At 68.2% G+C, this 20,552-nt stretch carries 18 protein-coding genes; 3 read left to right on the top strand and 15 right to left on the bottom strand.

All coding sequences use genetic code 11. From position 1 onward, the window contains the following. Complete coding sequence (aceF, locus tag ACJMKX_RS06200) at positions 1 to 1,860, top strand: dihydrolipoyllysine-residue acetyltransferase (protein ID WP_405222563.1); 1,860 nt, start codon at positions 1 to 3, stop codon at positions 1,858 to 1,860. A gap of 55 nt (positions 1,861 to 1,915) precedes the next feature. After that, positions 1,916 to 3,757, top strand: a complete 1,842-nt coding sequence (gene lpdA, locus ACJMKX_RS06195; protein WP_405222560.1) for a dihydrolipoyl dehydrogenase — start codon at positions 1,916 to 1,918, stop codon at positions 3,755 to 3,757. On the opposite strand, the gene ACJMKX_RS06190 is transcribed toward lpdA, so the two are convergent. The 15 genes from ACJMKX_RS06190 to ACJMKX_RS06120 all read right to left on the bottom strand — a co-directional run bounded on the left by ACJMKX_RS06190 (position 3,754) and on the right by ACJMKX_RS06120 (position 19,120). Next, a complete protein-coding gene (locus ACJMKX_RS06190; RefSeq protein WP_405222557.1) occupies positions 3,754 to 4,371 on the bottom strand; it encodes an HvfX family Cu-binding RiPP maturation protein in 618 nt (205 codons plus the stop codon). The genes lpdA and ACJMKX_RS06190 overlap by 4 nt on opposite strands. Positions 4,372 to 4,396: 25 nt before the next feature. Then, entirely contained in the window at positions 4,397 to 5,164 is a 768-nt protein-coding gene (locus ACJMKX_RS06185) for an HvfC family RiPP maturation protein (RefSeq protein ID WP_405222554.1), read from the bottom strand. After that, the gene (locus ACJMKX_RS06180) at positions 5,157 to 6,059 is read right to left on the bottom strand and encodes an HvfB family MNIO-type RiPP peptide maturase (RefSeq protein WP_405222551.1); all 903 of its coding nucleotides are present in this window, start codon (positions 6,057 to 6,059) and stop codon (positions 5,157 to 5,159) included. The genes ACJMKX_RS06185 and ACJMKX_RS06180 overlap by 8 nt, the downstream gene beginning before the upstream one ends. A gap of 121 nt (positions 6,060 to 6,180) precedes the next feature. Next, positions 6,181 to 6,603, bottom strand: coding sequence for a DUF1841 family protein (locus ACJMKX_RS06175; RefSeq protein WP_405222549.1), 423 nt, complete (start codon positions 6,601 to 6,603; stop codon positions 6,181 to 6,183). After that, positions 6,603 to 7,250 carry an endonuclease III gene (gene nth, locus ACJMKX_RS06170; RefSeq protein WP_405222546.1) on the bottom strand — a complete coding sequence of 216 codons (648 nt, stop codon included), beginning with the start codon at positions 7,248 to 7,250 and terminating at the stop codon, positions 6,603 to 6,605. Before nth ends, ACJMKX_RS06175 begins: the two co-directional genes overlap by 1 nt. After that, entirely contained in the window at positions 7,247 to 7,987 is a 741-nt protein-coding gene (gene rsxE, locus ACJMKX_RS06165) for an electron transport complex subunit RsxE (protein ID WP_405222543.1), read from the bottom strand. Before rsxE ends, nth begins: the two co-directional genes overlap by 4 nt. Further along, positions 7,984 to 8,625: an RnfABCDGE type electron transport complex subunit G gene (locus ACJMKX_RS06160; protein WP_405222540.1), complete on the bottom strand. Its 642-nt coding sequence runs from the start codon at positions 8,623 to 8,625 to the stop codon at positions 7,984 to 7,986. The genes rsxE and ACJMKX_RS06160 overlap by 4 nt, the downstream gene beginning before the upstream one ends. Beyond that, complete coding sequence (locus tag ACJMKX_RS06155) at positions 8,622 to 9,665, bottom strand: RnfABCDGE type electron transport complex subunit D (RefSeq protein ID WP_405222537.1); 1,044 nt, start codon at positions 9,663 to 9,665, stop codon at positions 8,622 to 8,624. Before ACJMKX_RS06155 ends, ACJMKX_RS06160 begins: the two co-directional genes overlap by 4 nt. Before the next feature lie 2 nt (positions 9,666 to 9,667). Further along, positions 9,668 to 11,185 (bottom strand): electron transport complex subunit RsxC, encoded by a 1,518-nt coding sequence (rsxC, locus tag ACJMKX_RS06150; RefSeq protein WP_405222534.1) that lies wholly within the window; start codon positions 11,183 to 11,185, stop codon positions 9,668 to 9,670. Beyond that, positions 11,182 to 11,697 (bottom strand): electron transport complex subunit RsxB, encoded by a 516-nt coding sequence (gene rsxB, locus ACJMKX_RS06145; protein ID WP_405222532.1) that lies wholly within the window; start codon positions 11,695 to 11,697, stop codon positions 11,182 to 11,184. Before rsxB ends, rsxC begins: the two co-directional genes overlap by 4 nt. Positions 11,698 to 11,700: 3 nt before the next feature. Further along, positions 11,701 to 12,282 (bottom strand): electron transport complex subunit RsxA, encoded by a 582-nt coding sequence (gene rsxA / locus ACJMKX_RS06140; RefSeq protein WP_405222529.1) that lies wholly within the window; start codon positions 12,280 to 12,282, stop codon positions 11,701 to 11,703. A 63-nt stretch (positions 12,283 to 12,345) separates the two neighbouring features. Further along, on the bottom strand, positions 12,346 to 14,388 hold the full coding sequence (gene metG, locus ACJMKX_RS06135) for a methionine--tRNA ligase (protein ID WP_405222526.1): 2,043 nt from the start codon (positions 14,386 to 14,388) through the stop codon (positions 12,346 to 12,348). 69 nt (positions 14,389 to 14,457) lie between these two features. After that, positions 14,458 to 15,540 carry a type IV pilus twitching motility protein PilT gene (locus ACJMKX_RS06130; protein WP_405222523.1) on the bottom strand — a complete coding sequence of 361 codons (1,083 nt, stop codon included), beginning with the start codon at positions 15,538 to 15,540 and terminating at the stop codon, positions 14,458 to 14,460. A 7-nt stretch (positions 15,541 to 15,547) separates the two neighbouring features. Continuing rightward, on the bottom strand, positions 15,548 to 16,642 hold the full coding sequence (locus ACJMKX_RS06125; protein ID WP_405222520.1) for a type IV pilus twitching motility protein PilT: 1,095 nt from the start codon (positions 16,640 to 16,642) through the stop codon (positions 15,548 to 15,550). 90 nt (positions 16,643 to 16,732) lie between these two features. Next, positions 16,733 to 19,120, bottom strand: coding sequence for a HEAT repeat domain-containing protein (locus ACJMKX_RS06120; RefSeq protein ID WP_405222517.1), 2,388 nt, complete (start codon positions 19,118 to 19,120; stop codon positions 16,733 to 16,735). A 337-nt stretch (positions 19,121 to 19,457) separates the two neighbouring features. Between ACJMKX_RS06120 and apbC the strand changes: the two genes are divergently transcribed. Then, positions 19,458 to 20,552, top strand: coding sequence for an iron-sulfur cluster carrier protein ApbC (gene apbC, locus ACJMKX_RS06115; protein ID WP_405222514.1), 1,095 nt, complete (start codon positions 19,458 to 19,460; stop codon positions 20,550 to 20,552).

The raw sequence follows: 20,552 nt of genomic DNA, 5'->3' as shown, positions 1-20,552 counted from the left end.
ATGGCTGAACGCAGGGAAATACGCGTCCCCGATCTCGGCGACTTCTCCGACGTCGACGTCATCGAGGTGCTGGTCTCCGCCGGCGATACGGTCGAGGTGGAGGACGGCCTGATCGTGCTGGAAACCGACAAGGCCTCCATGGACGTGCCGAGCACTGCGGCGGGCAAGGTAGTTGAGGTCAGCGTGTCGTCGGGCGACACGGTGAACGAGGGCGACCTCATCGCCGTGGTCGAGACCGGCGGAAGCGGAAAAGAGGATGCCTCCGGCGACGGCGAAAAGGGCGCCGGGGATGACGAGGGCAGTGCCGACCGTGACGACACTGACACTGATACCGACACCGATACCGATACCGATACCGATGCCGATGCCGGAGACGGCAAGGCCGGTGCCGACGATGATCGCTCCGGCGGCGGCGAGCCACGCCGCGAGTCGGGCAGCAAGCCGGATGGCGATACGGTGGCAGAGCCCGGCCGGCGCAAGGTCGAGGTGCCGGACCTCGGTGACTTCGACGAAGTGGACGTGATCGAGGTCCACGTCGCCGAGGGCGACGAGGTGGCCGAAGAGGATCCGCTGCTGACGCTAGAGACGGACAAGGCGTCCATGGACGTGCCGTCACCGGTGGCGGGCCGCGTGGCCGAGGTCGTGGTGAGCGTCGGCGACAAGGTCAATTCCGGCGACGAGATACTGACCCTGCTGACCGCAGAGCGTGGCGGCGACGGCGGCGAGACCGCGGAGGCGGGGGAGGCCGACGACACCGGCGCGGAAGCGGGGGCGGACCGCAAGGCGGCTGATCGCGAAAGCGGCGCCGAGGCCGGCACGGAGCGCCGAGAGACGGAGTCGGAGCCGCCATCCCGACCGCAGGTCGGCAGCGGCCGCCGCGAGCGGGCCGACTCCGCCGAAGAGCGCCGGGACATGCCCTCCGGATTCCCGGCCATCGACGAGGCAGGGTTCTCACGGGCCCATGCCAGCCCGTCCGTCCGCAAGCTGGCACGGGAGCTCGGCGTCGACCTGGTGAAGGTGGGCGGCACCGGGCGCAAGGGCCGCATCCTGGCCGAGGACGTGAAGTCGTGGGTCAAGGAGACGCTGCAGGGCGGCGGCAAGGCCGCGCCGGGCGCCGCGCTGCCGCGGGTACCGGAAGTGGATTTCGCGAAGTACGGCGACGTGGCGACCCAGCCGCTGGGCCGCGTCCGCAAGATCTCCGCACGCCGGCTGCAGGCGTCGTGGCTAAACCTGCCCCATGTCACCCAGCACGACCTCGCCGACATCACGGAGATGGAGGAGAGGCGCCAGGAGCTGAAGGGCACCGCGGCAGAGCGCGGCATCAAGCTGACGCCGCTCGCGTTCATCATCAAGGCCTGCGTGCAGGCGCTGAAGGAGTTCCCGCGCTTCAACAGCTCGCTGCATCCGGATGGCGAGCACCTGGTGCTGAAGCATTACTTCCATATCGGTTTCGCTGCCGATACGCCGAACGGCCTGGTGGTGCCCGTCATTCGGGACGCCGACCGCAAGGACGTCTACGAACTGGCCGGTGATCTGGCCGAGCTGTCCGCCGCGGCGCGGGAAGGCAAGCTCAGCGCCGAGCAGATGCAGGGCGGCACCTTCACGGTCTCGAGCCTCGGCGGCATCGGCGGCACGGCTTTCACGCCGATCATCAACGCCCCGGAGGTCGCCATACTCGGCGTTTCCCGCTCGAGCATGCAGCCGGTCTGGAACGGCCGGGAGTTCAAGCCGCGCCTGATGCTGCCGCTGTCGCTGTCGTACGATCACCGCGTGATCGACGGCGCGGACGCGGCCCGCTTCACCACCTGGCTGTCCGGCGCCCTGGGCGACGTCGGCGGCCTGCTCGAGGCCATCCCCTGAGCATAATTGCCATGATCACCATTGCCATGATCACCATGATGACGGTCCCGGCGCCATGAGCGAAGACGGCCATATCATCCGCGTGCCCGATATTGGCGACTTCGACGAGGTCGACGTCATCGAGGTGCACGTGGCCGAGGGCGACGAGATCGCCGCCGAGGACCCCATCGTCACGCTGGAGACGGACAAGGCGAGCATGGACCTGCCAGCGCCCCGGGCCGGACGGGTCGAGTCCGTGCTGGTGAAGACCGGTGACAAGGTCTCCGAGGGCAGCGAGCTCCTGCGCCTGGCCGGGTCCGGTGACGAGACTGAAGACGCAAGTGCCTCCGGCGACAACGGAGAGGCCGACACCGGCGAGGCCGAGGCCGCCGTGGCCGAGGGCGGGACCGAGGAAGGAGACCGGGCCGGACAGGCGTCCGGTCGGGCAGAGCGTTCGTCCGCTCGGGGCGAAGCGCCACGGGCGGCCCGCGACGAGGCCGACGCGGACCTGGAGACGGAACTCGTGGTGCTGGGCGCGGGGCCGGGCGGCTACGCCGCCGCGTTCCGGGCGGCCGACCTGGGCCTGCGGGTGACGCTGGTCGAGCGCTGGCCTGTCCTGGGCGGCGTCTGCCTGAATGTGGGCTGCATCCCCTCCAAGGCGCTGCTGCACGCCGCCCGGGTCATCGAGGAAGCGGCCGGGATGGGCGAGCACGGCATTCGCTTCGGTGAGCCGGAGATCGACGCCACGCGGCTCGGTGAATGGAAGTCGGGGGTCGTCAAACGGCTCACCGACGGGCTCACCGGCCTCGCGAAGCAGCGCAAGGTGCAGGTGGTTCACGGCAGCGGCCGCTTCCTGTCGCCGCACCGGCTGGCCGTCGAGAACGACGACGGGCGTCGGGTGATCGCATTCGAGCAGTGCGTCATCGCCGCGGGCTCGGAGCCCAGCCGCATACCCGGCCTGCCGGACGACGAGCGCATCGTCGATTCGACCGGCGCGCTGGAGCTGGCGCCCCTGCCGGACCGCCTGCTGGTGGTGGGCGGCGGCATCATCGGACTGGAGATGGCCTGCGTCTACGATGCGCTGGGCGTGAAGGTCACCGTCGTGGAGCTGATGAAGCAGCTGATGCCCGGCGCCGACCCGGACCTGGTGCGGCCGCTCGCGAAGCGCATGAAGAACCGCTACGAGGACATCCTGCTGGGCGTGAGCGTGTCCGGCATGGAGAGCCGGGAGGAGGGCGTCCGGGTGAGCTTCAAGGGCGAGGGCGCGCCGGAGCCGGGCCTGTGGGACCGGGTGCTGGTGGCCGTCGGCCGGCGGGCGAACGGCGACAAGCTGGACGCGGACAAGGCGGGCGTCGAGGTGGACCAGCGCGGCATCATCCTGGTGGACAAACAGATGCGCACGAACGTGCCGCACATCTACGCCATCGGCGATATCGTCGGCCAGCCCATGCTGGCCCATAAGGCCACCCACGAGGGCAAGGTGGCGGCCGAGGCGGCGGCCGGCGAGAAGAGCGCCTTCGACGCCCGGGTGATCCCGTCGGTGGCCTATACCGACCCCGAGGTGGCCTGGGTGGGACTCACCGAGACCGAGGCGAGAGAGCAGGGGGTCGACTACGGCAAGTCCCAGTTCCCCTGGGCCGCCAGCGGGCGCTCACTGGCCATGGGGCGCGACGAGGGCCTCACAAAGCTCCTGTTCGACAAGTCGACCAACCGCCTGCTGGGTGCCGGCATCGTCGGCACCAACGCCGGCGACCTGATCTCAGAGACTGCGCTGGCCATCGAGATGGGCGCCGACGCGGCCGACATCGGCCTGACCGTCCATCCCCACCCGACCCTGTCGGAGACCGTGGCCATGGCGGCGGAGGCCTGGGAGGGGACGCTGACGGATCTCTACCTGCCGCGCAGGAAGGACCGCTAGGCAGAAGTCACGGCCGCCCGCTGTGGCCGGAATCGTCTCGCGATCCAGTAGTCGACACTGGCGTAGCGGCCCGCGCCGGTGAAGAACAGAGCCAGCAGCATCACGAAGTAGGTCGCCGCCCACTCGATGCCGTTGTTCGAGATCACCAGGCCGCCGGTCTCCGTCAGCCAGTCGTAATTGCCGTGCTCGCGCAGCAGTTCCTTCGCCTTGTCCAGCCGCTGCACGGCGCCCTCGATGTTCTCTGCCGGGAACGGGCTCATCGGGTCGTGCACGGCCTGCCAGCCGTTCTTCCAGTGCACGCCGAAGGCGGCCACCAGCATGGTCACCATCAGCGGGATGGAGATCCAGCGCACGGCGAAGCCGATCAGCAGCAGGACGGCGCCGGCCACCTCCGCACCGGTGGCCAGCCAGGCCATGAGCGCGGGGAACGGCAGGCCGAGTCCCCAGTCCGGGTTGCCGAACCAGCTGATGATGTTGTCCATGCCGGACAGCTTGTTGGTGCCGGCCACCCAGAACACGGGCACCAGGTACAGGCGCAGCGCCAGCGGACCGAGGAAGTCCACGGCCTTCGTGGCGTCCAGCAGGTCCTGCAGCCGGTTCAGGAATCCGGTCATGAGTCTCTCCCTCTCGTGTGACGGTTCAGTCGCGGCGGACGCCGATAATGATATCCAGGCGTCCCATCTCCTCGAGCGTGTCGCGGGCGCCGGCGACGACGGCCTCCGGTTGCGGGTGGCCGATCTCCGCGGCGACGGTCTCGGCGAGTTCGCGTCCGGTGCGGCCGGCCTGGTTGTCCCGCGCGAGTTCGAACAGGCGCGCGGTGGCGGCGTTCAGTTCCAGGAAGCCCATGCGGTCGTCGAGCCGGCGATAGACCACCAGCCAGGTCGGCTGCGGATCGGGCTCCTCCGGTCGGAACTCCGTGCTGATGCGGTGCACCGGGAATGGGTAACCGCAGAGCCACGCGAGCGGCGAGACGACGGGCACGCCGGCCAGAAGGTCCGCCTCCCGGTCCACGTCGGCCAGGTCCGGGTCCTCCTCCTCGATGGAGAGCGCCAGACCCACCCACTCGTAGTGCGCCAGCGCATGCAGGAAGGGGGGGTCGGTCGGCTCGTCGCGCTCGTGTTCCAGGAAATCGACGAACTCCTGCGGCATGTGCAGGAACAACGGTGTGTGGGACTCGTGGCGGGCGATGAAGTCGCGTACCAGGGCGTCCCACTGCTCGCCGTCCAGGATGCGTTTCGTCACCCGGAAGGTGGCAGCGAGCAGCCCGGAGATATTGCCGAAGAAAAGGTCGCGATAGATCGCGAGGCGACGGTCCTCGATTCCCGCCGGCGCCGGATTCGCCTTCGGGTCGCGGATGTGGGCCGCGAACTCGTACTGCTTGCGCTGGAACGACGGGCGCTCAGACACGGGCGGCCTCCGCCTCGATGCCGGCCAGGGCCCCGGGTTCGTGCTGCAGGGTGCGCACCAGACGCAGCTCGCCCAGCAGCTCGTCCAGGGGCGGGAAATTGAAGTCCCGTTCCAGCAGCGTCGGCAACGGACCCAGCCGCTCGTAGGTCTGCGCCAGCAGCCGCCAGACGGGGTCGCTGACCGCCGCGCCATGGGTGTCCACGCGCAGGTCTTCGGCCTCCACGTAGTGCCCTGCCACGTGCAGGTAGGCGACCCGCTCGTCCGGCATGGCCGCCAGGAAGTCCTCCGCGTCGTAGCCGTGGTTGATGGCGTTCACCACGATGTTGTTCACGTCCAGCAGCAGATCGCAGTCGGCTTCCTCCAGCACCGCGCGCACGAACTCCGCCTCGGTGAGCGAGCGGTCCGGGGTGGCGTAGTAGGAGACGTTCTCCACCGCGATGCGCTGGCCCAGGATCTCCTGGGCACGACGGATGCGCCCGGCGACGTAGTGCACGGCCTCCTCGGTGAAGGGGATGGGCATCAGGTCGTAGAGGTGGCCGTCATCACCGCAGTAACTCAGGTGTTCGGAATAGAAGGTGATGCCGTGCTCGTCCATGAAACGACGGATGCGCCGCAGCAGTTCCTCGTCCAGGGGCGACGGCGCGCCCAGCGAGAGGGACAGGCCGTGCAGGGTCACGGGATAGCGTTCGGTGAATTCGCGGAAGCGCCGCCCCTGCCGGCCGCCGACACCGATCCAGTTCTCCGGCGCCACCTCCAGGAAGTCGATCTCCTCGGGCTGCGCCTCCCGCAGCGACTGCATGAGGCCCCGCCGCAGGCCGAGGCCGGCGCCTGCGGGGATATCGCGCTGCGCGCGGCCGTTCGGTTTACCGGTTTCCTGTTGTGCTGTTTTCGTCATCGTCCTCTACGTCTTCTTGCCTGTCGGGCCGGTCTCGTGGTGTACCGGTTTCCCGTGTTCCGGTCCGTGGTCATCAGAGAAGACCGGCCGGGCCGGTCGCATATTTCATCGCCGCGGGCGATCAGGTCAGCCGGCGCAGGCGCTCGAGATAGGCGCTCTCGTCCGGGGCCGTGCCGGCGCGCTGGGCTTCCCACAGCGATTCCGCCAGACACTCGATCATGCGATGTTCGGCCTCGTGGGCGTCGCCGAGCCTTGCGGCGAGGCCCTCGAATACGGCCCGTACGCCGGCCGGCCGGTCGGTGGCCACCTGCTCGCGCAGGGCCATGTGCAGCCCCATGTGCAGGAAGGGGTTGGCGGCGCCGTCCGCGCCGGTGTAATCCCGCGCGAGCCGCGGCTCCGCCAGCGCGTCGTGATACTCCGGGTGCGCGGCGACCACATCGGCGATCTGAGCTTCCAGCGCGCTCATCGGCCGGGATGCCGTGGCCTTTTGCCAGGCCTCGGCATACATACGCCTCAGTTCGTCGCGATCCTGGCCGAACAGCATCAGGCCGCCTCCGGCGACTCGGTCTTGCGGCGGTACTCGCAGAGGTCGGCGATGATGCAGTTCGGGCAGTCAGGCTTGCGCGCCTTGCAGACGTAGCGCCCGTGCAGGATCAGCCAGTGATGGGCGTCCTTCAGAAACTCCTCCGGTGTCAGCCGGCTCAGCCGCTTCTCGACTTCCAGCGGCGTCTTGCCCTTGGCGAGACCCGTGCGATTGGCCACGCGGAAGATGTGGGTATCCACCGCGATCACAGGCTCGCCGAAGGCCGTATTCAGGATCACGTTCGCGGTCTTGCGGCCGACCCCGGGCAGGGCTTCCAGCGCCGCCCGGTCCCGGGGCACCTCGCCCTCGTGCTCCTCGAGCAGGATCCGGCAGGTCTCGATGACGTTCTTCGCCTTGCTGTTGTAGAGGCCGATGGTGCGGATGTAGCGGGACAGTCCGTCGACGCCCAGCGCGAGGATAGCCGCCGGCGTGTTGGCCGCCGGGAACAGCTTCCGGGTGGCCTTGTTCACGCCCACGTCGGTCGCCTGGGCGGAGAGTATGACCGCGACCAGGAGTTCGAAGGGTGTCGAATACTCGAGCTCGGTGGCGGGGTGGGGGTTGGCATCCCGCAGCCGCCGGTAGATGGCCGTGCGCTTGTCCCGGTTCATTCCACGCCGTCCGCGGATCTCAGTGCCGACGCGGCGGGCTGTTGCCGACGGCTGTCCAGCAGGTTCTTGCCGGCGATCAGCAGGGCGAGGGTCAGGAACGCGCCCGGAGGCAGTATGGCCAGCAGGAAACCGCCACCGGCGCCTGCCTGGTCGGCCGGCGCGGCCACCGCGCCGGTCAGCAGGTGCCAGTCGGCGAACAGGGTGCCGCGGCCGACCAGCTCGCGGATGCCGCCGACGACGACCAGCACCCAGGCGAAACCGAGGCCCATCACCAGGCCGTCGGCGGCAGCGGGCAGCGGCGGCTGACGCGACGCTACGGCCTCCGCCCTCGCGACGATGGCGCAGTTGGTTACGATCAGCGCGATGAAGATGCCGAGTGCCCGATCCAGCGCCGGGAACCAGGCCTCGAAGATCATCTCCACACAGGTCACCAGCGAGGCGATGATCAGAACATAGACCGCGATGCGGATCTCGCGGGTGAGCGAGCGGCGCAGCAGGGAGACGAGCGCGTTGGTCGCGGTCATGACGAACACGGTGGCCAGTCCGAGGCCGAGTCCATGCACGGCGCCGGTGGTCACCGCCAGCAGCGGGCAGAGGCCGAGCAGCTGCACCAGCCCCGGATTGTTGTCCCAGAGCCCGTTGCGCAGCCACCTGCCGCGGCCGGCGGCGGGCACTGCGGCGGTCTCCCCGGTGGGGTTGCTTTCCTGGCCGACGGTGGTGGCGTCGGTCTGGCTCATCCGGCGTCCTCCTGCGCGCGTTTTTCGAGATCTTCCCGGTGAGCGGCGAAGTATATCAAGGTGGATTTCACCGCCCGGACGACCGCGCGGGGCGTGATGGTGGCCCCGGTGAATTGCTCGAAACGGCCGCCGGAACGCCGGAGCGCCCATTCGTCGGCGGGCGGATCGCCGAGGGAGAGCCCTGCGAAACGACGGATCCAGTCGGAGCGGGAGGCCTCGATGCCGTCGCCCAGGCCGGGCGTCTCGCGGTGCTCGAGCACGCGCACCGCCGTGATGGTGCCATCGGGACGAAGGCCGATCAGTAGCCGGATGGGGCCGGAATAACCGTCGGCCGACACCTCGAAAATCCAGGCGCTGGTCCGCCCGCCGTCCAGTGCCCGGTAGACCAGCGCGGCCTGCCGCCCGGGCAGTTCGTGGGGCGGGTCGAAGCGCAGTGGGTCGTCCAGGGTGATGCGATCCCAGGCCACACTCTCGAGCAGGGGTGCGAAGCGCTGCTGGCGCAGGGCGCTGCGGTTCTCCGCGATGCGCTCACGGGTAAGCTCCCAGGTCAGCGAGACCGCGCCGGCGCAGACGGCGGCGAACACGGCCAGCACCAGGCCCGTGCGCCAGGGTGGCAGGCTGGCCGGCCGGTCGCTCACGGCGAGCGCCCGTGGCCCGCGATCCGCGGACGGGTGTAGCGGTCGATGGCGGGGACGGCCATGTTCATGAGCAGCACGGCGAAAGCCACGCCATCCGGGTAGCCGCCCCAGGTCCTGATCGCCCAGGTGATGAGACCGATGCCGAAGCCGTACAGCAGCCGGCCGGCGGGGCTGGTGGCCGCCGAGACCGGGTCGGTGGCGATGAAGAAGGCGCAGAGCAGGGTGGCGCCGCTGAACAGATGGAAGCCGGGAGTGGGAGCGAGGCCGGGCTGCAGGATCGAGGCGATGGTCGCGGGAACCAGCACGCCGGTGAGCACCGCCACCGGGATATGCCAGCGGATGATCCCCCGGTACAGCAGCCAGAATCCGCCGAGGGCGATGAAGTTGTCGATCCACTCCCAGCCGCGGCCGCCGAAGTCGCCGAACAGGGGATTGGTGCGGATCTCGGCAAAGATCTGCATCTCCCTCAGGCCCTCGCGCACCGAGTCCAGGGGCGTTGCCCGGGTGATCGCGTCCAGCGTGACGCCTTCCGGCAGGTGCCCCGCCAGCACGTAGCCGAGGGACTCCAGCAGCGAGAGGCCCTCGTAGTCGAGGTCGCCCATGCGAGGCGGCAGCCAGGCGGTCATTGCGACGGGGAAGGACAGCAGCACGGCGACGTAGCCGGCCATCGCCGGGTTGAAGACGTTGTAGCCCAGGCCGCCGTACAGATGCTTGGCGAATACCATCGCGAATATCGAGCCGGTGGCCGTGACCCACCAGGGCGTGAGCGGCGGCAGGGCGAAGGCCAGCAGCACCGCGGTCAGCACCGCGCTGCAGTCTTCCAGCGCCGGGGCGACCGGCATGCCGCGCAGGCGCAGGATCAGCGCCTCGCTGCCCAGGCAGAAGACCGCGGCGACCAGCACGTTGAATAGCAGGCCGGGGCCGAAGAACCAGACGTAGGCCGCGGCCGCGGGTGCGAGTGCATACAGGACCTGGCGCATGACGGCGCCGACGCCGGTCCTCGGACGGAGCAGCGGCAGACGGACCGTGCGGAAACGCACCGTCAGCCCTCGTCGTCGCTGCGGCCGCGGCGGCGTTTCAGGATCTCCCGTATCGCCTCGGCGCCGGCCTCACGCCGGACGTCTTCCTGGCGTTCCCGTGCGGCCTGCTCGCGCTCGAGCAGCCGCTGCTCCCGGGCCTCGAAGCGGTGCCGGGCCCGTTCGGCCTTGCGCCGCTCGTGGGCCTTCAGGCGCAGCGCCGCCTTGGCCTCGCGGAAGCTCCGGGTGAGCGGGATGTGGCTCGGGCACACCAGGTCGCAGCAGCCGCATTCGATGCAGTCGTCGAGTCCGAACAGGGCGAGGGCCTGTTCGTCGGCGGGGGCGGCGTGGCGGTGGAGGTGCTGGGGCTGCAGCCGCACCGGGCAGACCCGGGCGCACTCGCCACAGCGTATGCAGGGGCGTTCCGGTTCTCCGGCCAGGGCAGGGGGCTCGCGGGTGAACAGGAGGCAGTTGGTCGCGCCGACCACCGGGAAGTCGTCGTGTGGCAGCGAAACGCCGGTCATGGGACCGCCCATGATCAGGCAGGCGGCGCGCTCCGTGTAGCTGCCGGCGGCGCGCGCCAGGTCGGCGATGGGGGTCCCGAGCCGCACCCGGTAGTTGCCCGGCTCGGCGATGCCCTCGCCGGTGACGGTGACCACGCGGCTGACGAGGGGTTCTCCGCTGGTGGCGAGGCGGGCCACCGCCTCGGCGGTGCCCACGTTGTGCACCAGGTAGCCGACGTCGGTGGGCAGGCCGCCGCTCGGCACCTCCCGACCGGTCAGCAGCCTGACCAGCTGATCTTCGCCGCCGGAGGGGTAGACCGTGGGCAGCTGGACCAGCCGGATGCCCTCCGGCGCCTCTGCCACGGCGGCCTTCATGGCCTGCCAGGCCTCGGGCTTGTCGCTCTCGATGGCCACGATGCATTTGCGGATGCCGATTACGGTCAGCATCAGGCGGGCACCTGCAACGATGTCTGCTGCCTGCTCGCGCATCAGTCGGTCGTCGCAGCTGATGTAAGGCTCGCATTCGGCGCCGTTGAGTATCAGCGCCTCCAGGTCCTGTCCCAACCCCTCGGCGAGCTTGGGCGCCGTCGGATAGGCTGCGCCCCCGAGTCCGAGGATGCCTGCGGCCTCGACGGCGCCGGCCAGCGCGGCCGGGTCGCGGGTGATGGAGTCCGGTAGTGGGCGGCAGTCCGGGTGGAGGCGGTCGTCGCCGTCCGTATCGATCAGGATGCAGGGCACGGGGGTGCCGCCGTCCCGCGCCGGCACCGGCCGATCCTCGATCGCGGCGACGGTCCCCGATGAGCCCGCATGCACGTTGGCGCTGTCCGGCGGGAGGCCTTCGGCGATGCGCTGGCCCCGGGCCACCCGGTCTCCCACTGCGACCAGCGGTCGGGCGGCGGCGGCGGGCTTGCGGCCGAGCGGCATGATCAGCCGCGGCGGCACCGCCACCTCCCGGATCGGCGCGCCGGTGGAGCGCGCCTTCTGCGCCGGCAGGCGGAGCCCGCCGTGCAGGCGCGACAGGCCTTCCGTCGGCGCGGTCATTGCCCGCCGCCCGGCGCCGGGCGCACGGGCACCAGGTCGATGCAGTCCACCGGACAGGGATCCAGGCACAGCTCGCAACCGGTGCATTCGCGCTCGATCACGGTATGCAGATACTGGGGCGCGCCGACGATGGCATCCACCGGGCAGGCCGGCAGGCACCGGGCGCAGCCGATGCACTCGGCTTCCCGGATGACCGCCGCCCGAGGTTCCGGCTCGCTTCCACGCGCCGGGTCCAGGGGCAGGGCCTCGCGCCCCAGAAGCTCCGCGAGTGCATGGATGGTCTGCTCGCCGCCGGGCGGGCACTGGTTGATTTCGGCGCTGCCGTCCGCGATGGCCCTCGCATAGGGGCGGCAGCCCGGGAAGCCGCACTGGGCGCACTGGGTCTGTGGCAACAGCGCGTCGATGCGCTCGACCAGCGGCTCCTCGTCTGCCGGCAGGCGCTGCGCCGCCCAGGCCAGGCCGAAACCGGCGGCGAAGGCCGGCAGAGCGAGCGTGAGGACAGCGCCCAGCATGCGTCAGAGTCCCGCGAAACCGGAGAAGCCCATGAAGGCCAGCGACATGATGCCCGCCGTGACCAGCCCGATGGCCGCGCCGCGGAAGGCGTCGGGGACCGGCGCCGTCGCCAGACGTGCGCGGATCTCCGCGAACAGCACCAGCACCAGGGCGAATCCGGCCGCGGCGCCCAGCCCGTAGGCGACGGACTGGGCGAAACTCTCCGCCTGACGGGTATTCAGGAGGGCCACGCCCAGCACCGCGCAGTTGGTAGTGATCAGCGGCAGATAGATGCCGAGTACCCGGTGCAGCAGCGGGCTCAGGCGTCGCACCATGATTTCGGTGAACTGCACCATGCAGGCGATGACCAGGATGAAGGCCAGGGTGCGCAGATATTCCAGGCCGAAGGGCACGAGTATCCAGGTCTCGGCCAGGTAGCTGACCGCCGACGACAGCGTGAGCACGAAGCCGGTGGCGAGCGCCATGCCGGCGGCGGGCTCCACGCGCGTGGAGACACCCATGAACGGGCACAGGCCGAGGAACTTCACGAGAACGAAGTTGTTGACCAGTACTGTGGCGACGATGATCAGGAAAAGATCGGTCATGTCCGGGACCCCGCGTGTCCCGCTATTGTAGAGGCTCGCACCGGCGCCTTCAGGCGGCCGGCGCTACTTGACGCGCATGCCCGGCTCGGCGCCGTCGTCCGGCGAGAGCAGGAAGATATCCCCGCCGCCCGGCCCGGCGGCCAGCACCATGCCCTCGGAGGTGCCGAAGCGCATCTTGCGCGGCTTCAGGTTGGCGACCAGCACCGTCAGCCGCCCCTCCAGCGCCGCGGCGTCGTAGGCCGACTTGATACCCGCGAACACCGTCTTCTCGCCGCTGCCGGTATCGAGTGTCAGGCGCAGCAGCTTGTCGGCGCCCTCCACGGGTTCGGCCTTCAGAATCCGCGCCACGCGCAGGTCCACCTTCATGAAGTCGTCGATGGTGATCTCGTCCGCCCCGGACGTGGCGGACGCCTGCTTCGTCGCGCCGCCGCCGGCGTTTCCGCTACTGCTGCCGTTGCCGCCTTGCCGGGAGTCGTCGATCATGGCGTCCACCTGTTTGGGATCGATGCGTGTGATCAGGGGTTCGTAGCGTTCGATGGCCGTGCCGAGCCGCGGCCGGACCGCGTCGTCCCAGGACCATTCGTCCTCGCGGAACTGCTCCGCGGCTCTGGCCGCCAGCTGTGGCAGCACCGGCTGCAGCCAGACCATCAGCATGCGGAACAGGTTCAGGCCCTGGGTGCAGATGCCCCGGACCTCGGACAGCCGCTCCGCGTCCCTGGCCAGTATCCAGGGTTTGTGGGTGTCGATGTACTGGTTGGCCCTGTCCGCCAGCGCCATGATCTCGCGCATGGCATGGCCGAACTCCCGGGCCTCGTAGCGGGCGGCAATCTCTTCGCCGCGGGCGGCGAACTCGGCGTAGAGCGCCGGGTCCGGCAGCTCGGCGGCCAGCTCGCCGTCGAAGTGTTTCGTGACGAAGCCCGAGCAGCGGCTGGCGATGTTCACCAGCTTGCCCACCAGGTCGGAGTTCACCCGGGCCACGAAGTCGTCCAGGCTGAGGTCGATATCGTCGGTGCCCGGGCCGAGTTTCGCTGCGTAGTAGTAGCGCAGGTATTCCGGTGCCAGGTGTGCGAGATAGGTGCGGGCGTTCACGAACGTGCCACGGGACTTCGACATCTTCTCGCCGTTGACGGTGAGGAAGCCGTGGGCGAACACGCCGTCCGGCGTGCGGTAGCCCGAGCCGTGCAGCACGGCCGGCCAGAACAGCGCGTGGAAGTAGACGATGTCCTTGCCGATGAAGTGGTAGAGCTCGCCGTCGGCATCCGCGCCCCACCAGGCGTCGAAATCCAGTCCTTCCCGGTCGGCCAGGTTGCGGAAGCTCGCCATGTAGCCCACGGGCGCGTCCAGCCAGACGTAGAAGTACTTGTCCTCGGTACCCGGGATGCGGAAGCCGAAGTAGGGCGCGTCGCGGGAGATGTCCCAGTCCTGCAGGCCCGTATCGAACCATTCCTCCAGCTTGCGCACGACCCCCGCATCCAGCTGGGAGGCCGTCATCCAGCGGCGCAGGAAGTCCTCGAAGCGGGAGAGTCGGAAGAAATAGTGTTCGCTGTCCCGGTAGACCGGGGCGGTGTTCGAGAGGATCGAGACCGGATGCTTCAGGTCCCGGGGCGTGTAGGTGCTGCCGCAAGCCTCGCAGTTGTCGCCGTGCTGGTCGGGCGCGCCGCACACCGGGCATTCGCCGCGCACGAAGCGGTCCGGGAGGAACATGCCCTCCTTTTCGTCATAGGCCTGGTTGACCACCTCGGTGTAGATGTAGCCGGCCTCCTGCAGCCGCTCGTACATGCCGGTGACGATCGCCTCGTTCTCCGGCGTGTGGGTCGAGTAGTAGTTGTCGAACTCGATCTGGAAGTCGCCGAAGTCGCGCTCGTGCTCCGCGGTCATGCGTTCCACTAGCGTCTCGGGGCTGATGCCGTCCCGGCGGGCGCGGATCATGGTGGGCGTGCCATGCGCATCGGTGGCGCAGACGTAGCGGCATTCGTGCCCGCGGGACTTCTGGAAGCGCACCCAGATGTCGGTCTGCAGGTACTCCACCAGATGGCCCAGGTGGATGGAGCCGTTGGCGTAGGGCAGGGCGCTGGTGACGAGTATCTTGCGGCGTTGTTCGGCCATTTCGGAGTGTCTGTTCGGGCAGGCGGGGATTATGCCAGAGGCGCGGCGCTTGGCGGGCAGCGGGTCTGCTCAGTTCTCGCCCTTCATCGGCTCGAACTTCGTCTTGTTGATGGCCTTCTGGTAGGCCTCCTTGCCGCTGATGAAGCGTCGTTCGTAGAGTTCGCGCAGGGCGGTGTCCATGGTCTTCATGCCCATGGCTCCGCCGCTCTGCATCGCGTTCTCGAGCTGATCGATCTTGCCCTGACGGATGAGGTTGCTGATGGCGGGCGTGTTGACCATGATCTCGAGCGCCGCCACCCGGCCCGGTTTGCCTTTCGTGGGCACGAGCTGCTGGGAGATCACGCCGCGCAGCGAGGTCGAGAGCATCGTGCGGATGTGGGCCTGCTTGTCGTGGGGGAAGGCGTTGATCATACGGTCTATGGTCTGGGCGGCGCCGTTGGTGTGCAGCGTGCCCATGACCAGGATGCCCATCTCCGCCGCCGTCACCGCGATACTGATGGTCTCCAGGTCGCGGAGCTCGCCGACGAGGATCACGTCGGGATCCTCGCGCAGGGCGGAGTGCAGGGCATCGGCGAACGAAGGGCTGTGCACTCCGACTTCGCGCTGGCTGATCAGGCAGCCCTTGCGCTGGTGCACGAACTCGATCGGGTCCTCGATGGTGAGGATGTGGCCCTTCAGGCGCAGGTTGATCGCGTCGATCATCGCCGCCAGCGTGGTGGACTTGCCCGAACCGGTCTTGCCCGTCACGAGGATCATGCCCTGGGTCTGGCGGCAGAGGTTCTTCACCACGTCCGGCATGGCAAGGTCGTCCAGCGTCTTCGCCTCGGTAGGGATGGCGCGCAATACGGCGCCGATGCCGTTCAGGTGGCGGAAGGCATTGACCCGGAAGCGGGCGAGCCCCGGCACCTCGTAGGCGAAGTCCACTGCATCCTCGGCCTCGAAGTGCTTCTGGGCGACGCCGCTCATGATCTGGTAAAGCGCCTCCTGCACGTGCGCGGCGTCCAGCCGCTCGTCCCGCAGTTCCTTGAGATTGCCGTAGACGCGCACACGCGGCGGGTCCATGGCCAGGAAGTGCAGGTCCGAGCCGTCCCGCTCCAGCGCCTCCCGCAGATAGGGGTCGATCAGGTTCGTGCTTGCGCTCTCCGTGCTCATCGGCTGCTCACGAGGTCGCGATATCCAGCTTCGGCAGCACGTCCGTGTTGGTCACGAATCGCTGGAAGCGCTTCTTGTCGTGGGCAAAACGGAATGCATCGTCCGGATCGATGCTCTTCGCCTCGATGGCTTCCAGCAGTGCCTGGTCCATGGTCTGCATGCCGAGATCGCGGCCGGTCTGCAGCTGGGCCGGGATCTGGTGGGTCTGGTCGCTCATGATCAGGTTGGAGATGGCCTTGGTGTTGATCAGAATCTCGAGCACGGCCTTGCGTCCCCGCCCGTCCGGCGTCTTCACCAGCACCTGGGTGACGACGGCGTTCAGACTCTGGGCCAGGAAGCTCTTGGTCTGCTCCCGCAGTTCGCCGGGCAGCGCATCGATCATGCGGTCGATGGTCTTCACCGCGCCCGTGGTATGCAGCGTGCCCAGCACGAGGTGACCGGTCTCGGCCGCCGTCATGGCCATACTGATGGTCTCGGCATCTCTCAGTTCGCCCACCAGGATCACGTCCGGGTCCTCGCGCATGGCCGAGCGGACGCCGTCGGCGAAGCTCGTCAGATGAGTGCCCAGCTCCCGCTGGATGACCTGGCAGTTCTTGCTCGGGTGCACGAACTCGATGGGGTCTTCCAGGCTGATGATGTTCAGGTTCCGGTGCCGGTTCAGGTGATCGATCATGGAGGCCAGCGTGGTCGACTTGCCCGTGCCGGTGGAGCCGGTCACCAGCACCATGCCCTGGTGATAGTCGCAGAACTTCTCGATCACCGGCGGCAGGTCCAGCGACTCCATGGTGGGGATGTCGGTGGGAATGTGGCGGAAGGTCGCGCCGATGCCCGTGTCCTTGCGGAACAGGTTCACCCGGAAACGCCCGCCGTCCTCGCTCACGTAGGAGAAGTCGAGGTCCCGGCCGCTCTCGAACTTGTCCTGCTGGGACTTGGTAAGGATCTCGGCCACGTAGGTGTCGAGCTCGGTGTCCGAGAGTTCGCGGAACTTGATGGGCATGAGATCGCCGTGCATGCGAAGCATCGGCGGCACGCCCACCGCCAGGTGGACGTCTGAGCAGCCCTGGGCCAGGCCGAGTTTCAGGAATGCGTCTATGCGTGCCATGTCTGCGCCTGCTCGTATCACGCGGGTGCATTCACCCGCGCAGCCCTATGCTAGGGCCTAATGGCACGGATGACCAGTGCGGCGGCGGTGTCAGAGCTCGATGGCGTCGAGCTCGTCCTTCAGCTCGGCCATGGTGGGGTGGCGCTTGTTCTTGTCCACGGACATGGTGCGATTGACCAGCGCCGCCAGGTCGTCGGGGATCTTCGGGTTGACCTCCTGGCACTTGCGGGCCTTGCCCTGGACGTGCTGGTACATCACCGACATGTGGTCGCCGCGGGTGTACGGCGGCGTGCCGGTCAACATCTCGTAGATCATGACGCCGAGGCTGTAGATGTCCGCCTTCTCGTCCACCCGCTTGCCGAGGATCTGCTCCGGAGCCATGTACTTCGGCGAGCCGATCACGTAGCCGGTCTTGGTGAGCTGGGTGTCTCCCGCGGTGGCCGCCGCCGCCACGCCGAAGTCCACGATCTTCAGGACGCCTTCCTCGTTGATGAGGATATTGGCGGGCTTCAGGTCGCGGTGGATGACGCCGGCCTCGTGGGCCACCATCATGCCGGTCGCGATGTCCTTGGCGAACTGCAGCGCCTTCGCGAACGGCATCGGTTTCTGCGCGGCGATCTCGGCCCCCAGTGTGTGGGACGGGAAATACTCCATGGAGATGGCGTAGAGGCCCTGCACGCTCAGGAAGTCGTAGATGCGGATGACGTTCGGATGGGTGATCTTGCGCGAGAACCTGAGCTCGTGGACGAAGCGCTTCATCATCTCCTCGTCCGAGGAGACGTTCGGGTTAAGGAACTTCAGGATGAGCCGCTCGTCGACGACCTTGTCCTGCATCAGCAGCACCGTGCCGAAGGCGCCCTTGCCGATCTTCTCGACGAAGATATAGCGATCGTCGATGACGTCGCCCGGCTCCAGCGTGGAGATGTCGAGGGGCTGCTTGCCGCCGACTTCCTCGATGATGCTCTGGATGTCTTCGTTCTCGATCAGCAGCGTCTTTGCCGGTTCGGCGGCCAGTTTCTCCGCCTTCACGTTCTGGTAGCGCACGTCCGACGAGAAGCGGGCCTCGAGTTCCTTGATGGCCTTGTCCGCCGTGTTGACGATGACCGAGTCGTCCAGCTGCTTCATCTTCTCCAGATAATTGCGGATGGGCTCGGCCTTGGATTCGTCCGCGAGATGGGCAATCGCCTTGATGGCCTCCACCCGGATCTCGCGCTCCTGGCGGTTCAGCATGGGCAGCAGCTTCTCGATCACCGTCGCATTGCCGATCTTCGACAGTGCGCGTACCACCGAGGCGTCCGACTTCGGGTGCTGGCCCAGCATCTTGGTGAGCGCCGGCAGCGCCTTCGTGCTGCCGATGCCGGCCAGGGCGTCCACGGCGCGCTCTCGCACCCACCAGTCAGAGTCCTTCGTGGCCTCGATCAGATGCTTGACCGCACTGTCGTCCTTGGTGGCGTTCAGGATCTCGATGGCGGCGCGGCGGATCTCCTGATCCTCGTCCCGAATCAGCGCCAGCGCCGCGTTCATTACTTTCGGCCCGCCGATCTTGGCCAGCGCGTCGGTGGCTCGCGCGCGCACCCACCAATCGTCGTCCTGCAGCGCCTGCAGCAGGTCCTTCACCGAATCCGTCGTGCCGATCTCGTTGAGCACTTCCACCGCCGCGCGGCGGGGATATTCCGACTCGTCCTTCAGCGCCGGGATGAGGTGGCGCACGGTGGTCGGGTCGTTGATTCGGATCAGCAGGTCGACGGCCTTCGTCTGCACGTCGTAGTCCGGGTCCAGCAGCAGCGTGGCGATCAGTTCGACGTTCTGCGCGCCGTCCATGCGGGCCAGCGCCGTCAGGGCAGCCTGCCGGATCATCTTGTTGTTGCTCTTCAGCTGCCTCTCAAGCGCCGCGGCAACGTCGGGCCGGCCGAACTTGCCCAGGATGTTGATGAGATGCATGCGGACGAAGGGGTCCTTGCCTTCGAGCCGGGCGATGAGTTCCGGCACCATGTCGTCGTCGACGACGTCGTCGATGATCTTGAAGACCGCCGCCTTGTCGTTGTGTTCGAGTTCGTAGGACTTGGTCAGAAGGTCGCGCACGTTCAGCTTGCGCTTGTGCACGTTCAGGATCTCGATCACCGCCGATTTGGAGACCTCGTCGTCGTCCAGCAGGGCGACGAGATCGTTCGGGTTCAGGTTGCGGGTGCTGGAGAGCGCCCAGGCCGTGCCGGAGACGACCCGCTGGTTGCCGTCGGAGAGGCCTTCGATGAAGTGCTTGAGACTCTTCGGGCCGGCCAGCTCGGCGAGGACCTCGACGAACAGGATGGTCTGCTGCTTCGTGCTGTTGGCCAGCGCATCGATCACCCGGGGCACGGCGGACGGGCCCATGGCCTTAAGCTTGCTGGCCGCCTTCTGGGCAGCCGGCGAATTCGTATCGCCCGCGCCGACGATCTCGGCGATCAGGCGATCGGTCTTGAATCCGCTGAGTAGAGCCATCCTGCCTCGCTGTCAACCTCGGGCTTCCCGGCGCGCCGACGGCACGATTCCGTGCCGAACGAATCCCTTCAGCCGCGCTGCCGCTCGCCGTCGGCGGGCGGGCGATCCGCGGACTCGGGATTGCGGGATGTCGACATTCCGGGTCGTCCCCTCTGATGGCGAGATTATGCCACAAGCGGGCCTGCAACCCGCGATTTCCGGTCTCGATCGTGACGTCGGTCACGTCTCCGGAAGGCGTGTGCCCGGCGAGGCCCGGCGGCGCCGGCGTCCGCCCGGTCGGGCATTCTCCGTTACAATGACGCGCTTCGTGACACATCCGCAAGAGAGGCAGAGAGCTGTGACCGCAGACAAAGACCCGGAAATCGCCGCCGCCGCCGAAGCCGTTCGACTCCCCGTCATCGAGATGACCCTGGGCCGGGTGGGGAGTGTTGACCGCGCCGTCAGGGATGGCGCCACGGCGCGCGTCCGTGTGACGCTGAGACTGCCGGTGGAAGGCATCCGCAGCTCCGTCACCCGGGCGCTCGAGGCTGCGGTGGCAGCGCTCGAGGGAATCGACCAGGTCGAGATCGAGCTGACCTCGAAGGTCCGGGCCCAGTCCGTGCAGCAAAACCTGAAGCCGTTGTCGGGTGTTGCCAATATCATCGCCGTCGCCTCCGGCAAGGGGGGAGTCGGCAAGTCCACGACCGCCGTCAATATCGCTCTGGCGCTGGCTGCGGCCGGCGCGCGTGTCGGTATCCTCGACGCCGATATCTACGGTCCGAGCATCCCGCTGATGCTCGGCCTCGAGGGCGAGAACCCGGTTACCGAGGACGGCAAGAACATGGAGCCACTGGAGGCTCACGGGTTGCAGGCCATGTCCATCGGTTTCCTGGTGGATGCCTCCCAGCCCACTGTCTGGCGCGGCCCGATCGTGACCCAGGCGTTGAACCAGCTTCTCAACCAGACCCGCTGGCGGGATCTGGACTATCTCATCGTGGATATGCCACCCGGCACCGGGGACATCCAGCTCACCCTGGCGCAGCAGGTGCCGGTGGCGGGCGCCATCGTCGTCACCACGCCCCAGGACATCGCGCTGGCCGATGCGCGCAAGGGCCTGGAGATGTTCCGCAAGGTCTCTGTCAACGTGCTCGGCATTGTCGAGAACATGAGCACGCACATCTGCAGCCAATGCGGGCACGAGGAACGGATTTTCGGTGCAGAGGGCGGGCGGCGGCTCGCAGCCGAGACGGATATCGAGCTGCTCGGCGAACTGCCCCTCGATGCGAGCATCCGGCAGAACGCCGACGGCGGCATGCCCTCGGTGATGGCCGATCCCGACGGTTCGATCGCCGAAGCCTACCGGGCGGTGGCGTTGCGCGCAGCCGCTATCCTGGCCGCGGCCGGCAAGGACTACAGCCGTGCGTTCCCCAAGATCGTCGTGGAGGATTCCTGA

Source organism: Lentisalinibacter sediminis, from assembly GCF_040706615.1.
In the GTDB taxonomy this organism is placed as follows: Bacteria; Pseudomonadota; Gammaproteobacteria; order Steroidobacterales; family Woeseiaceae; genus Lentisalinibacter; species Lentisalinibacter sediminis.
The sequence above is the reverse complement of the archived record's forward strand: the minus strand, read 5'-3'. Positions and strand labels throughout refer to the sequence as shown.